Consider the following 15,411-nt stretch of genomic DNA (forward strand, 5'->3'; position numbering starts at 1 on the left):
CCAATTTCAATGAGATGCGAGTATGGACTCAGCTGTGGATCAACGTTATCGCGCTGAGGTTCCTTGAGTCGTCAACTCAAAGCTATCTTTCGATTTCATCGACTCATCGGTCAAACCTGTGGTGGCTCTATCGATTAGTTTCGTAGTACTGAAGCCTTCAACCGTCGGCACAATCTTCACTCGGCCGCCCCACGAGCGAACCTCTTCCGCTCCGACGACGGCTTCTTCGCGGTAATCGCCGCCCTTCACAATTACATCTGGGCGGATCGCGTCGATAAGGCGTAAAGGCGTCGGATCATCGAATGCAATTACCGCATCAACCACTGCAAAGGCGGCAAGAATGCGAGCGCGTTCCTGTTCTCCCACGATTGGCCTGGATGATCCCTTGAGACCTCTCACAGAGGCGTCACTATTAATCGCTACGATCAACCGATCTCCCTCGCGGCGAGCCTCCTCCAGCAGGGCGACGTGCCCGATATGCAGCAAATCGAAACAGCCATTCGTGAAGACAACTGTTTCACGAGCGGAACGCCATGCCGACACATGTATCTTTAACTGATCTAGCGTCAAAACCTTTTCCATTGCTCGCAACTCGATTTCCGGCTTCAGAGCTGCTAGCAATTCATCTCTGTTAACCGGCACCGTTCCTACTTTGCCGATGACAATTCCTGCAGCAATGTTGGCAACTTGAGCAGCGGTTTCCATTTCTAATCCGTTGGCAGTCGCTAAGGCCAACGTCGCGATTACTGTATCTCCTGCGCCAGAAACATCAAAAACCTGGCGTGCAACGGCAGGCGCGACAAATTTCGATTGTTGTCGCAGAACGGCGATACCTTTCTCGCTGAGCGTTGGCACTAAGCAATCCAGATCCAACTGCCCTACCAAATTCTGCCCTGCCTGAAGAAGTGCCTCCACATCATCGGAAGAGATTCCAACTGCGACCGATAACTCAGTCAGATTTGGGCAAATGGTGGTTGCGCCATGATATCTCGCAAAGCTAGGCCGTTTAGGATCAACTAGTACCGGAATGCCTTGCCGACGCGCTGCCAGAATCACCCACTGACAGACCTCTTCTGTAAGGACTCCCTTCCCGTAATCTGAAAGTATCACTGCATCTGCTGAAGTTATCGCACATTCAATTTGTTTGACTAGTGCAGCGTATGCGTCACCGGGATAGGCCTCGCACCGCTCGGTATCCAAGCGCAATAACTGCTGTTGTCCGCACAATATCCTGAGCTTGCTAGTCGTGGGACGATTCATGACCGAAGTCATTTCCGCTTGAATTCCAGCGTCACGCAAGTGCTTCTCCAGCAAGACACCTTCGGAATCGTTGCCACAGAACCCCAAAACGGCTACTTTCGCCCCGAGACCCACTATGTTCATGGCCACATTTGCTGCGCCACCGGGACGGTCGGTGCTGAGTGTAGCATGTACTATGGGCACCGGCGCTTCAGGCGAGATTCGCTTGACATCTCCCCAAATATAGCGGTCTAGCATTAGATCGCCGACCACCAATACTTGCGTTTTGCGCCAGTTATCCTCGATTAATTGAATAACCTCGTGGAGGTTCTGAATCATTGCGTCACCGCTTCATTATCCAAGATTTGACGTTCGCAGACAGCTAACTCGAGCCAGTCGCATAGGATATGCCCACACAGAATGTGGGCCTCTTGGATGCGTGCTGTATCTTTCGAGGGGATGCGGAGTGTGGCATGAGCAATGGTAGAAATAGCGCCTCCACCGTCTCCCGTAAAACCCACCGTGAATACTCCCAACTTACGAGCGGCCTGCAGGGCCGCACACACATTTGTGCTGTTTCCCGAGGTTGAAATGCCAACGACGACATCACCAGTTACACACAATGCTTCGACCTGGCGCCGGAAAATCTCATCAAACCCGTAATCGTTTCCAACTGCTGTAAGAATGGAAGTATCCGTCGTTAGCGCGATTGAGGGCAAAGCACGCCGACTACGCCGAAATCGTCCAACAAGTTCCGCCGCAAGGTGTTGGCAATCAGCAGCACTGCCGCCATTTCCACACCACAGTACCTTCCCGCCCTTGCAAAGGGACCGTGTCATCTCGGCAGCAATCTGCTCCAATATAAGCTTCTGAGATCTCAACCCGTTAATCACGGCTAGGTGCTCATCAATCACCGAGTCGAATTGTAAGGATAGAGTGAAATTGAGGGATGCACGCATCGGCTCTCCTTTTGAGGGTTGCGGGTGGAGCTAACGAAAGCGGAATTTGCTTCCGTACTTTATTATCATATTCGTTACTACTCATGCTTCCACCATACGAACATGCTATTCCCTGACATCAAGTACGTCTTTCTCGATCGAGACGGAGTGATAAACCGCAAAGCCCCTGAGGGTGAATATGTTGCCAATTGGCGTGACTTCCAGTTTCTTCCTGGCGTTGAGGCTGCCATCGCCTCTCTAAATCAATCCGGACGATGTGTCATTGTGGTCACCAATCAGCGCGGCATATCGCTTGGATTGTATGACAATGCCGAGGTGGAGACTATTCACGAGCAATTGCAGAAGCACCTGAATGCCAAGCACGCCCATATTGATGCCTTCTACTATTGCCCACATGACAAAGACCAATGCAACTGTAGAAAGCCGAAAACAGGACTATTTGAGCGGGCGTTTCGAGATTTCCCCGAGGCCTCAAGAGCCAACAGCCTCGTCATAGGTGATTCGATTTCCGATATTGAAGCCGCACATCGTCTTGGGCTTCCATCCATCTTTATTCAAAACGATCTGAAGATTCAGAAAACGGGGGCGACTGAAGCCATCGTACTTGCAAGTGCTGTGTCCAGCTCTCTGTTCGAGGCAGTTGCCCAGTATCTTCGTTGAAGTAATGAAAGCCATACGGGACTAGCCTAAATGCTGTCCAACCAAATTGTTCATCGCAAGCGCGGTGGCTACGGCACCCGAATCATTAGTAAAACGCCTAACTCTTGCGTAACCATTTTGGATCAGAATTGCTCTTAACCCAATATCCGTCACCACAGCATAAATCGCTTTAGCCATGTCCGAAATTTCTACCGGATTGAAGTAGAGCGCCGCGTCCCCTGCAACCTCGGGCAATGACGAAGCATTAGAACAGGCTATAGGGCAACCGTGTAGCATAGCTTCAACTAAGGGAAAGCCGAAGCCCTCATATAACGACGGGAAAATCAGTGCATCAGCCCCCCTATAATACATCCTCAGCTCCTGCTCAGAAACCTGCCCGACAAAGAGTACTCGACCATGTAACTGCACATCAGAAAAGTCGATTTCAGTGTCGAAGTTCAGGAACCCATCTCTCTTCCCCACAAGAACCAGGTGGTGGGGAATTCTATGCATGACCTGCCGAAATGCGCCTATGAGGCCGACAAGGTTTTTATTTTTCTTCTGATTTCCAACAAAAAGAAGATACGGTTTAGGAGTATGTGCCTCCTTGACATCACTCGCTCTCGCCCAGTTGTCGGCTATTGGAGGATATGTAACCAGAATGCGATCTGGGGTGACATTAAGGAACCTCTCAACCTCTTTCGCGGTAAACTGCGAAACGCATAGAAGGACGTCTGCGCGATTTGCAACGGCAGTCAAAAGCCGTCGAGAATACCAACGCTGCACGTGAGTTCGCAGTGTCTCCGGAAGGGCCAAATGGCATAAATCATGAAGAGTAACCACCAGTTTTCCTCGATAAAACAGCGGGATGTTGTACTGGGGAACCCATAGTGCTTCCGCTTCCCGATAGATACTAGTTGCACTTGGAAGTTGCTCGGCAGCGCCAAATATCGGGTATTCGAATGTGCGTACATCCACACGGCTGTCTTTGGCCCACGCTTCCGCCCCAAGATCTGTCCCGCGACCCAACGCGATGATCCTCTTGGCATTGAGGCGGGGGACAAGCGCTGGTAAGAGACCCTGAAGGTATCTTCCAATTCCTGACATTCTGTACATCCGCAAGTCAATGGCTATACTTGACACTTCTCTCATGCTCCGAATACCTTAGGCGACTACCTTTCCGATAAATCCTTGCCGACTCCTTCAAAGTGAATTTATCGTCTGAATATATGCGGATAAGACTCTTTCCCAGGAAAATGATCTGGCGAGATCTTGCCCCGAGATCCGAACTCGATCATAAGAAGAATAGTTATCCAATGCATCCACTAAAACACGGTATAAGTCGCTTGCGGTTCTCGCCATCAGACACTTACCTTCAAGAAGCGCTGCTTCAGTGAATGACCAGGTGGTGAGAAGCAAGGCACCATTTCCCATCGCTGCCAACGCGGAGCCGCGACGTAAACTCATTCCATCAGGAAAGGGCAATAGCGCTACACGTGCTCGTGCCAACAAAGTTGAGACCTCGTCTGCGGGTCTATCAAGCACGACCTCAATTCCAAGGGCTTTGAATCGCTCTATGATGCCGGTTGCATACTCTTCGCTTCCGGGCATTATCTGCCCGATAACCTGTACCCTTAGCAGATCCCGACGGTCGCGAAGTTGCTCAATCACATTCCCAAACTCCTCCAAACCCTTGGTTCGACATATGTGTCCAAAATACACGACGTCGATATCACGTTTGGTTGCACCCTGCATAGGTATGTTGCTTGCGATGTTGACGGTGCTAGACTTCCTCCTTACCCATGGAGCGACCCTGCACGCTAACTCGCGCTCATAATCTGTGGTAAATATGATCCAATCCGCAAACAAAAAGAAGAGAAGCATCGCTGCCTTGCCCTTAATACTTGCCTGGGAAAACTCATGTAGCGTTACAACCTTCTTAGCTCGGCCAGTGAATAGCCCGAGGATGTGGGGGACGATACTAGCCCCATAACCTCGTGTCGGATATTGTACGTTAATGATTTCAGCATTCATTTCCCTGATCTGATGCGCATATTGCAGCAACATACGCCATGACCAGTTTTCCCTGTAAAATACGCGGACCGTAGTTAATTGTTCTTTTAGCGCATCGACTAGCGCGTTAGTGTAGTCACCTACCCCACATATATCCGGCGGAAAGGAACCAGTGACAATTACGACAGACTTCATTCTGGTCCCCCGTTTGCGATCCCCGGCAGATAATTCGACGGTCTTGCTGACTTCTCCCTGAGACCGATCGCCGCTATCGACAAGCCTAAAATTAGAGTAAACGTGCCTCCACCTGGAAGGCCGCTGACTAGGTAAGCCATCATCGTAGCGCAGAGGGACAAGAACATGATGCCGGCCATCACTGCAACCTTGCGAGAAACGACTGCAGCAGAATTAACTTGGTTCACTAACCTTCTTGCAGTGAAACCTATCAACCCGACAAAAGACCCAAATCCCAGCAGTCCGCAACTTGCTAGCAATCCTATGATCGTGTCGTGGGTCGGGGTACTACCCCACCCCACTCCCAACATCGGATATTGCAGGAAATATCCTAGGTCGATATATATGATTGCCCATCTTTCTAATGCGGAATAAGATCCCGCTTTGTCCAGTACTGTCCACGCAAGAATATCTCTTACCTGAGGTACAGCCGCATATGCGGCAGCCATCAACACTACCAGCGCGACACCTAAGAAGAGCAGTCGCGTTCTGGCTTTGCGCAGTCCTGGCCAGGAAAAGGGAAATAGAAAGCAAAGGGATAGAAAACCCAAATATCCAGTAGACGACGTAGTGAGGATCAGGACAATGATTAGGAGGGCCGCAACAACGCGATCTAAGTACTTACCAAAGATATAGGCCTTAGCAAAAGTCGACATCACCAAAAACGGAATCATCCCAATCAATGTCGTAGCTAATGAGCTTGGTTCCAGAGCCACCGAAGACACTCTCCTGATGTCCAGGGTGTCCACAACCGCCTCGTATCCTAGGGCATTTGGAGAGGCGCTATTGTTAAATAGCATATATGGATATGGAATGTGGACGAGATACAAAATGAGTTGGAGCAATCCCCATAGCGACACGAATACACCCGACGTTAGGTATATTCGTGCTGTCTTAGTAAATTCACTCGGAGACAAATTCCTCTTTGCTATGAATATCGTCAGGAAAAAGGTATAAATCAAACCAAAGAATATTCTGACTCTTCCAGCGTCAAATACTAGAGGTTCTAGTGTCGCGTCCAAAGTACCTCTCGATGGAACCTCCACACTTCCATCAATCCAGATGGGCATCAGAAGCGACACACCACTCACGAGAAGAAATAACAAGTAAAGGAGGGTAGGGGTCTGTATTGATTTCTCAAGCCTGATCTTCGAACGCCATACTATTACCCCGCATTCACGAAGGAGTAGCAGAAAACCTAGGAACATATAGGGCTGAATTCCGGCCCCTGTATCGCCGGATCCTATATTTAAAATGGATGTCGCTGAGAAGGGGATAAAGAATATTGTGAGGGCATAGAGCCCTTCAGGGTAGAAAATTGAAAACACGGCTCCAAAAGAAATTAAGATCCATCCGATTGGAGTTATTTCCACTAGACTTATCCCGAAAAATTAATACTCTACTAAAACATTTGGATTTAAGGTTGTCCCATCAGCCGATGACCTGTATCGGCTATCGAGCGAGCATCTTCCATCCATCTCTTGCTGCGGTCACACGAAGATTCCATCTCGAGAATTTTATATGACGCACTGCAAAGGCCACTGTCGACTGAAGCTGCGCTTGCCAATACCACAGCAGCGCCAGGAAAAAGGGGAGGTGTTTGCGAACGAAATATATACGATTACGAGTTGAATAATGGACCATAAAGTCTGACATATTACCCGTTAAATAACTTACCTTATGCCAAAGCTTAGCTTCAGGCACATACCACAGCGAAACGCTATTTTTCAGACAGCGGTATAAGAAATCAACGTCATCCGAGTAAACGAAGTAACGACTATCCATAAGCCCTACTCGGTGAAACACCGTCGCTTTCGCCATCAAACAACAGGTCGGTGTATATGTTACACGTCGCGGCGTATTAAACTGACCGACATCTGTTTCTCCCTCTCCGTTGTGACTAATATTGTATCCACGGAACGGCAAGAATCGCCCACCAGCACACCAAATGCGTTTTGGCGAATCGTGGTGGTACATCTTACTCGTAGTCATGTCACACTGATGGCGATCTAACGCCGAATATAATCTTTCGATAAAGTTGGATTGAAAAATGGTATCGTTATTTAGTAAGAGAACGCACTCACATCCATCCGAGATGGCAGCGCGAATGCCTTGGTTGTTGCCTTCTGCGACACCAAGATTCTCTTGATTGGCAATGACAACGGAGGGCAAATCCTCCCGTTGACGTACCATCATCAATGTTTCGTCCCTGGAATTATTATCCACAAGATAGAGAACGAAGTTTCTATGTGTTTGATTGCCCAATGACTCGAAAAATTCCCGTAGGACTGGTGCACTGTTATAGGTAACAGTCACAACACCGATCTTGCCTTTCACAGTCAACGCGGATTCAACCACGCAACAACCCCCGGTTCCGCATCTCCTCAAGAGAATCCTCATAACCCTCGGCGGAGACGGGCGCTCTCTCAGCCCAAGACAGAAATCTCTCAATGCCTTGGCCAAACTCCCAGGTGGGCCGATAGCCTAATAACTCATGAGCACGAGCCACTTGCCCAAAGCCGTGACGAACGTCACCTTCACGAAATGCACCCGTCACCTGCACGGTCGATCGGCTCCCAAAATAGGCACTGACCCTATTGGCCACCTCCAAAACTGAAATATGTCCATCCGAACCAATATTCAGAGAATGACATCCTGTTACCGGCGCGAGTAGTGCGGTGGCCGTTGCGGCTACTACATCATCAATATAAACAAAATCTCTACTCTCCTTACCATCCTCGAATATGCGAATCGGCTGACCAAGGCGAGCCAGATTTGAGAAGATGGCGAGAATGCCAGTGTAGGGATTCTGTAGTGACTGTCCCGGTCCGTAGACATTTTGATATCGCAACGCAATCGATGAAATCCCCCTAACCTGACCGAAAAGCAGCACGATTTGCTCTTGTGTCAACTTAGTCAGGCCATAAAAAGATGACGGCTGTAGGGGTGCATCTTCCGGAGTGGCTATGGCGGCGCAAGTCTCGTGGCAAATGGGACACAAGGGGTCAAAATAGCCCGCTTGCTTATCGACTGAGGAACGTGATTGAGGGTATACAATTCCGTCCGTTACGCACCGATATGCTCCTTCGCCATAGATGGCACGAGACGATGCAACAATAATCTTTTCGATGTGTAGCTTTGAATTCTTCGTTATCTCCTCAAAGAGCTGTGAGGTACCTACCAGGTTGGCACGCGCGTAACGCCCGATTTCGTACATCGATTGGCCAGTACCCGTCTCGGCGGCCAGATGAACAATGGCTTCCGCACCCTGTAACGCTGAAGCTACGGCGGATTCATCAGCAACGTCCCCGCGCACGAGCCGTACATCCGTCGCGATGTCATCGGCAAGTGAGCGCCTATCGCCATGAACCTGCTGCAGGAAATTGTCAAGAATAGTGATTTTGTGTCCCTGCGTGAGCAGGTAACGTGTCAAATGACTTCCAATAAAGCCGGCTCCGCCGGTGATAAGAATATTCATTTTCCATCGACGATTCGGAATGCAACCGAATTCAAGATCAACCTCAAAAAGAGAAGCCCTCGACGCTCAAAAAATCTCTTCATGCGCTCCATTTTGTTCGAAATACCCGGCGATGGCCAACATAGACAATCGTACTTTACGGTGAAACCGAATAACCGTGGCCCAGCCGAAACATCCTAGCCGATTAGGGCAGCAAGTAATGGAAAGCTCGCCAGGAAAAAGATCGCCAACCCGATTCTTCCCATGACTTCGCGACCAGTCTTTCCGCTCTCAACCCCAATGATAACTATTAAAATGAAAGCGTGCGTTAACGTCAATCAAACAGAGTGTGGACTGTGCTGAAGACTTTCACTTTGGTTTGTTTGTTCTGCTACAGCTGTATGGTGGGACAGGTAAGTAACAGCCTGAAGACACGCGACAATATCGTGGCGGTCGACACAGAGCCGGGAACGACTGCAGACTCCAAAATCTCAGCATGTCTCGCGGCACTCCCGAACGGCGGTGTCTGTGATGCCCGTGGACTTGCCGCAACAACACAATTGATTACTTCTACAGTCGTAATCGCGGGAACAGCTCACGTTATCACCTTGTTGTGCGACCCCAGCACGGTCTTCATTCCGAACAGCACTATCACCAACTTATTCAATGTTGGTCAACATGCACGAGTCACAGGGTGCACTATCAGCCTCCCACCTGGATACACCGGAGATGTTTTTACCTTCAATTCTGCTCAGGCGACTATATACGGATGGTTTGATACCGAGGTGGATCACATTCACATTACGGGGGCCAGCGGCGCTACCACGGGAACCGGCTTCCTGCTTTCTTCTTCTGGCCCGAACCAAGTTGTTTCTTTTCTCCGGCTCCATGACATTCAAGTAGCTGAAGTCGGCGCGGCGATTCAGTTAGCTGCAATAGGAAGCGGAGCATATGTAAACGGCAATAGTTTTGCAAATTTCATAACCGTCAACTGTCCGATTGTAGTGGATTTTAATCCTGGGGGTGGGGAGGTGAAGCCAACTATTCAAGGCAATCTCTTTATCAACTTCATCGTGGAAGGTAGTAACCGTCCAGGGTACACATACTGGAGATATAACGGCGCTGGCAATATCTGGAGCAACATTTCTGAGGGTACGATTGGATGGGATTTGCCCGCAGGGCCAGACATCACAAACAACACCGGTTTGGGAAATGTTGCGGGCAACGAGATTGAAGGATTTGTCGGCCAATCGGGTACGGGATGGACTCCAAATTATAATAACGTTTATAAATCGTCAGATTTTGGAGGGCATGTTCCCGGGTTGGTCTCGAATGTGCTCTTTTGGGGCCGCTCCGCCAACTCTTCGCTGCAAGGCGGAATGCTTTCGAACGTTCCCCCGTCGACTTTAACGACATTCCCATATCCGGCTAACGGGTACAACATTGATCCGGCGACCGGGAATACTCAAATTTACTGTGATTCTGCGCAGGATTCTGCAATTCAGATATTCGATAAGAATAAAAATGTGATCCGCAGTTCTGTCGGATGTGGGAACGGCATCTGGACGAGCAACGGGGAAAACGTCAACGGTAACACTGCCAGTCGAACTCTCAATCTTAGCGGGACAAGCACCGTTAGTTCTTTCCGCTTCGTCTCAACGGGAATCATATTCCCTAGCTCCGTAGCAGCGAATAGTTGCAGCGATCAAAGCTTTACAGACAAGCACCTTGCAGATCTTAAAATGGCCGACAACCTTGGCAGCATTTCGCCTCCCTCGACGCTCGGCAATTTAAGTGTAAGTGGTTTTGTCAGCAAGGACGGCATGCTAACTCTACATTTCTGCAACTCGAGTCCTCTTGCTGCAGCACCGCCATCGGGGATTTACAAATTTTTTGCCGTTCATTGAAAAGAACTTAAGAACCGTAACTTCCAGTAATTCACGGTGCAAATAAATGCAGACGTTGTCCGTAAAACTTCAGAGACTTCTACAAATGCCTTTTCACGATAAACTAAATCTTTTATACGATAAACTATGTCTACTTAAGGGGGTACTCTACTATCGCCAGGTGTTCGGTCATTTTGGCAGAGGTTCTACGCTATTTAGGCCCATCTTGCTCCGCAATCCGCGATTTATGCACATTGGAAACAATGTAAACATCCGACAGGGTGCTAGGCTGGAGGTTGTATTAGGTCCCAATAGCCGCATCCCTCGCCTACACATTGGAAATAACGTAAACATAGAACAGAATGTCCATCTTGTGTGTCATTCGCGACTTACCATCAGTGATAATGTCTCGATTACGGGCAACTGCGCAATTGTAGATGTAACCCATCCTTATTCAGACGTAAACAACCTCACCAAAATTGGCGACAGAATACTTGATGAAAATTCGTTTGTCGAAATCGGATACGGGTCATTCCTCGGCTTCTCTACAATAGTTTTACCGGGCGTGCGGATTGGGAAGTACTGCATTATCGGGGCTCATTCGGTAGTCACTCATGACATCCCAGACTACTCAGTTGCCGCGGGTAATCCAGCAAAGCTGCTCAAGCAATATGATGCGATCAGGGGAGTATGGCAACGGGTCTGACCCCCAACTGCCATCAAGCGTTTTCTCATTCATGCAGCGTTTGTCTTTTCGACATCGAAATACTAGTTAACACATGTGGGAAAATCAGCGATGCCCATAAAAGCCTGAGTGTATATAAACCGGGGTGGGCGCCACCAATTTATAATCCCCTTTAAATGCCTTCGCCAGAATGTATCGTGTGTCAATCGCTGAAAAGAGAATTCTTATTCCGAACATCTGATCGTCACTATGGAATAAAAGGCGACTTCGATCTTGTTCGATGTGTCAACTGCGGACTCGTAAGTCTGGACCCAATGCCCACAGAGTCCGAACTCGCGCAGTATTATTCTGAAGGATACTACGCATATCAACCGATATTGAAACCCACTCGTCTGACGAAATTAAAACAGAAGATATTGCGCTCTCCCATTCCAAATCATGACCCTGATTTTAGCGAGCCTGGGGATTTCCTCGATATTGGTTGTGGCAGTGGCACCTATCTCGAACGAATGCGCTCTCGTGGATGGAATGTGCGGGGCGTCGAGCCCAGCGCCCATGGGGTTGCGAATGGAAGACAAGCTGGATTCGATATCTTTCACGGTACCTTAGTTCAGGCTAGTTTCCCATCGGACTCATTTGACTACGTGCGCAGCAATCATTCTTTTGAGCATATGCCAAATCCGGTCCAGGTACTAGGAGAGCTGTATCGCATTGTGCGGTCAGGAGGCAAAGTGTATGTCGGTGTCCCAAATATAGATAGCCTTCCATTTCGTCTATTCAGGAGATATTGGTGGTATATGGGCGCACCGGTGCACACGTACAGTTATTCTGTAAAGACATTGACGGCGCTCCTACAACGTGCTGGCTTTCTAATTAGGGGTGTGCACTACAATTCTAACTACACGAGCCTATTAGGCAGCCTCCAAATCTACGTGAACCGCAATACGACAAAACGATCTGAGCAGGGATGGCTTTTCTCTAATTTGCTACTAATTATCACCGCAAATCTCCTGGAACGGATAATTGACCTCGTCCACCAGGGTGATGCAATAGAGGTAATCTGCGAGAAAGTGAACCCTTGAATAACCTTCGCTCCTATTTTGACTTCAACCGGCGAATCTGCTCGCTTTGATATGGCGTTGGAGTCCATTCCAGACAAATACACACGTAAGAAACAAACAGCCGACGAGCAAGAACCGGTCCCCCAAACTTGAGAACTGCAAATGCGGAACATGCCATTCTCTGAAAACAAGCCAGAGAATAAGCGGGGAAAATGCTAAAACTGGCTGAACAATTCCTTCCCATGCAAAGGTTGAGCGATTCATTTTGATTTCATGCGCCCATTGCATTATCAATACCACTTGCATGGCAATTGCAACTGCGGCGGCGATCAAGGTCGCCCAAGCTACGCCGACTGCTCCGATAACCCTCATGCCTAACACACTCAGCGCAAGGTTGAGGATGCCCTCTACGACTGCCGGGAACAAGCCATATCGTTGTAATCCCAAGGCTACCAGCACAACTGCATATGCGCTTCCGGTTAGCCGTACAGTTTGAGCCACCAGCAGAATCTCAAGGATCGGCAATACCTTTGCAGCATAGGCCGGTCCAACCCAAATCTTAAGAAGATTTCCACCACAGAAAAACGCTGCGACCGTTAACGCCATGCATCCATAAGTATTTAATCGAGTTGAGGTCGTAACCAGCCGTCGGATTCGTTCGTACTCCTTGCGAGACTGGAGCATCGCAACGGGCGCCAATAGCGCACTGAATATAGAATTGCTTAACCCCATGAAAAAGCTGATCAGCGTCGTTGCAAGTGAGTACTGCGCAACTGCACTGAAATCGAAATATCCAATGATGGTGACATCGAGGCCACCGATCAACAACATGCTGAACGACCAGATAGTGAGAGTTGAGCAGTACCCGATTAACTCTCGTGCCATCGCGTGGTCAACATATGAGAAACGGACACGCATCCCAGGCAACAGGCGTTCTGCGATGTGGTATTGGGCAAGTCCTCCAAGTAGCTGGAAACTACAAAGACTGAGCGCCAGTAGACTCAAGGACTGCGTGTAGCGAACAGTCACAAGTACCGCTATAGCTCCGAGTATTCGACTCCCGCCAATCGCAATTGCAGGGTATTCGTTGCGATGAGATCCAATCAGCACTCCCGTAAACGTTGACACCGGCAGCATTATGCATGCGGTTGCCGTCATAATGACTAGCGCTACGCGGAGGTCTGAAACGGTCTGGAGAGGAACCGAATGGAAGATCTGTGGAAACCACCAAATAATTGCTCCAAGTACGGCGAGTACCAATACCCCGGCCAGCATGAGAAGCCCGAAGGTAGTGCTTATCAGGCGATCGCGCCGCCCCTCATCGCCAAGCTCAATGGCTTGAGCAAGATATCGTGCTACTGCCGTCTGCAAACCAAAATCCAGATAGTTAGCATACGCGGCAATTTGTAGCAATAGTGACCATGCCGCAAAGTGCTCATGATCAAGCGCATGCGTAAGAAAATGAGGTATCACTAGGGCTGCGATCGCTGAGGCTCCCCCCCGGACGACATTTGCAAGCGCATTCTTTACGACCGTATATCTCAGCCGCCTCAAGCCTCTCCAATCTTAATTGCCAGTTAAACAATCTAACCCGATGTCTCGATGATCACTCGAATACAGTGTCACAAATTTAGGGAAAGTTTCAGGTTCAGATCGACACCTCAACGATGGACGCGGTAGTCCTTAAACCCATCCGTCACGGAGAACGGTGCGGGTCGCTGCCAACACATCATCAACACTGATATCCCACATACACGCACTTTGTTGAATGGCTGTACATCTGGCGGGAATATATCGCTGATAGCTATTGATGCACGGACTACATGGCTGACGTGTTGGATAAACATACGTTGCGCGGAAGCCGACCGGACCCCAGCAAATGGGCGTATTGGGACCAAACAATCCTACGGTAGGAGTTCCCATTGCAGCACCCAAATGCATGATTCCAGTATCGCAGCTAATCAAGAGGTCACAGCGTTCCAGCAGGGCAGCAGAGCGTTCAAAGGTTCCCAAGTCAGAAGCTCCAACAGTCCTGCCGGGGAATTGGAGCTTGAAATTTTCCATAAGAGGCTGCTCCGCCGTTCCCCCAGTCAGCACCACAGTCATCTCCTTGTTGAGGGCTAAGAGCCGACTTGCCAATTGAACCCAGCGCTCCATTGGCCATAACCTATACTGCGCGCTTGGCCCTACTCCGATATGCATGGCTACAACCGGGCCACGGGCTTGGTTAGTTATTTTGTTCTTCCACCAACTCTCCATCCAGCTATTGGTCTCAGGGGAGTACGGCATCGCAACAGCCCCCACACTTGCGGTGAGTTGTGGATCAATTACCTGACACATTCGAACCATAGCACTCCACATCGACTCGCTCTCTCGCAGTTCAATTGGATGAGTCAGGAATTCACCACGAGAACGAGTTCCGGGGTGAACAAAACCCACCCTGACGGGAATTCCCGCCGCTCGCGTAAAGGCAGCCGTGAGCAAGGAATGCTGTTCAAAATCCAGAATCGCATCATAGTGCTGTCGTCTGATTGTTCTAAGAATCGACAATGCTTGTGCCAAACCATCGGAGCCAGAACGATAGATAAGCGAATTTCCCCCTCCGCCACAGGTCATAGGCTCCATCGTTCGCTCCTCTAGTATGAAGTCGAACCTCATCAGAGGATTTCGCCGACGCAAATGCTCAACTAGCGAGCGGGCCAACACAGCCTCACCCATTCCCCCAAATTTGAGAATCAGGATTTTTTTTGGAGTTTCCGTCAAAGGTTCGCCTGTGACACCGGAAACCAACGGCGCAAGAAGTTCAAAAACCTTCTCACAGATAGCGTGAACTGGTCGATAACGATATTTGCGGAACCGCATCTGCTCCCTTTGTCTCACCTAAAGCGTCGAATGGCCATTCGTTATCAGATTTTAGTTTATGTTGTTTATCACGTTTCTGTTTGATCTCAGGAGATTCGTGATCAGGTCGATAGGGATCCTGATAACTTTGTCTAGTCATCCCATGAAGGTTAACCTCGACAGTCCAACTACTTGCCGATGCAGAAAATAGAATTTATAGTCGATCGCCAATGTTTATGCGGTATTTAGAAAACACGCGCGTATTGGAGACTCAATGGAGACTCAAATCCATCGCATAAGCCGTAGATGCGGTGGGCGTTGGCTGATCAGGACAATCCATACGGACACCGGCAGCGGGACACGCCGACTGATGTGGTTACAACCAGACTCTGTCGTT

The 15,411-nt window shown here is 49.2% G+C and carries 13 protein-coding genes; 4 read left to right on the forward strand and 9 right to left on the reverse strand.

Annotated elements, in window-relative coordinates; translation table 11 throughout:
- Positions 1-45: 45 nt before the first annotated feature.
- Together hldE and H7849_RS21255 are read right to left on the reverse strand one after the other, a co-directional pair.
- On the reverse strand, positions 46-1,578 hold the full coding sequence (gene hldE / locus H7849_RS21250) for a bifunctional D-glycero-beta-D-manno-heptose-7-phosphate kinase/D-glycero-beta-D-manno-heptose 1-phosphate adenylyltransferase HldE (RefSeq protein WP_186742323.1): 1,533 nt from the start codon (positions 1,576-1,578) through the stop codon (positions 46-48).
- The gene (locus H7849_RS21255; RefSeq protein WP_186742325.1) at positions 1,575-2,198 is read right to left on the reverse strand and encodes a D-sedoheptulose-7-phosphate isomerase; all 624 of its coding nucleotides are present in this window, start codon (positions 2,196-2,198) and stop codon (positions 1,575-1,577) included. The genes hldE and H7849_RS21255 overlap by 4 nt, the downstream gene beginning before the upstream one ends.
- 24 nt (positions 2,199-2,222) lie before the next feature.
- On the opposite strand from H7849_RS21255, the gene H7849_RS21260 reads away from it, so the two are divergent.
- Complete coding sequence (locus H7849_RS21260; protein ID WP_251106389.1) at positions 2,223-2,858, forward strand: D-glycero-alpha-D-manno-heptose-1,7-bisphosphate 7-phosphatase; 636 nt, start codon at positions 2,223-2,225, stop codon at positions 2,856-2,858.
- Positions 2,859-2,879: 21 nt separating this feature from the next.
- Here H7849_RS21260 and H7849_RS21265 read toward each other — a convergent pair whose 3' ends face one another.
- The 5 genes from H7849_RS21265 to H7849_RS21285 form a co-directional block, all read right to left on the reverse strand.
- Positions 2,880-3,944, reverse strand: coding sequence for a glycosyltransferase family 4 protein (locus H7849_RS21265; RefSeq protein ID WP_186742327.1), 1,065 nt, complete (start codon positions 3,942-3,944; stop codon positions 2,880-2,882).
- 96 nt (positions 3,945-4,040) lie between these two features.
- Entirely contained in the window at positions 4,041-5,045 is a 1,005-nt protein-coding gene (locus tag H7849_RS21270; RefSeq protein WP_186742328.1) for a glycosyltransferase family protein, read from the reverse strand.
- Positions 5,042-6,457, reverse strand: a complete 1,416-nt coding sequence (locus H7849_RS21275; protein WP_186742330.1) for an O-antigen ligase family protein — start codon at positions 6,455-6,457, stop codon at positions 5,042-5,044. Before H7849_RS21275 ends, H7849_RS21270 begins: the two co-directional genes overlap by 4 nt.
- Before the next feature lie 79 nt (positions 6,458-6,536).
- Positions 6,537-7,421 (reverse strand): glycosyltransferase family 2 protein, encoded by an 885-nt coding sequence (locus tag H7849_RS21280; RefSeq protein ID WP_186742332.1) that lies wholly within the window; start codon positions 7,419-7,421, stop codon positions 6,537-6,539.
- A gap of 13 nt (positions 7,422-7,434) precedes the next feature.
- Entirely contained in the window at positions 7,435-8,562 is a 1,128-nt protein-coding gene (locus H7849_RS21285; RefSeq protein WP_186742334.1) for an NAD-dependent epimerase/dehydratase family protein, read from the reverse strand.
- 335 nt (positions 8,563-8,897) lie between these two features.
- On the opposite strand from H7849_RS21285, the gene H7849_RS21290 reads away from it, so the two are divergent.
- The 3 genes from H7849_RS21290 to H7849_RS27625 all read left to right on the forward strand — a co-directional run bounded on the left by H7849_RS21290 (position 8,898) and on the right by H7849_RS27625 (position 12,194).
- Positions 8,898-10,448, forward strand: a complete 1,551-nt coding sequence (locus H7849_RS21290) for a hypothetical protein (protein WP_186742336.1) — start codon at positions 8,898-8,900, stop codon at positions 10,446-10,448.
- Between the two features lie 226 nt (positions 10,449-10,674).
- Complete coding sequence (locus H7849_RS27620; RefSeq protein ID WP_251106390.1) at positions 10,675-11,133, forward strand: acyltransferase; 459 nt, start codon at positions 10,675-10,677, stop codon at positions 11,131-11,133.
- A 293-nt stretch (positions 11,134-11,426) separates the two neighbouring features.
- Complete coding sequence (locus H7849_RS27625; RefSeq protein ID WP_186742339.1) at positions 11,427-12,194, forward strand: class I SAM-dependent methyltransferase; 768 nt, start codon at positions 11,427-11,429, stop codon at positions 12,192-12,194.
- Positions 12,195-12,218: 24 nt separating this feature from the next.
- Here the strand turns inward: H7849_RS27625 and H7849_RS21305 are convergent, their stop codons facing one another.
- Both H7849_RS21305 and H7849_RS21310 read right to left on the reverse strand, forming a co-directional pair.
- Positions 12,219-13,727 carry an MATE family efflux transporter gene (locus tag H7849_RS21305; RefSeq protein ID WP_186742340.1) on the reverse strand — a complete coding sequence of 503 codons (1,509 nt, stop codon included), beginning with the start codon at positions 13,725-13,727 and terminating at the stop codon, positions 12,219-12,221.
- Positions 13,728-13,856: 129 nt separating this feature from the next.
- On the reverse strand, positions 13,857-15,035 hold the full coding sequence (locus tag H7849_RS21310; protein ID WP_186742342.1) for a glycosyltransferase family 9 protein: 1,179 nt from the start codon (positions 15,033-15,035) through the stop codon (positions 13,857-13,859).
- Positions 15,036-15,411 lie beyond the last annotated feature (376 nt).

It is taken from the genome of Alloacidobacterium dinghuense (assembly GCF_014274465.1).
In the GTDB taxonomy this organism is placed as follows: domain Bacteria; phylum Acidobacteriota; class Terriglobia; order Terriglobales; family Acidobacteriaceae; genus Alloacidobacterium; species Alloacidobacterium dinghuense.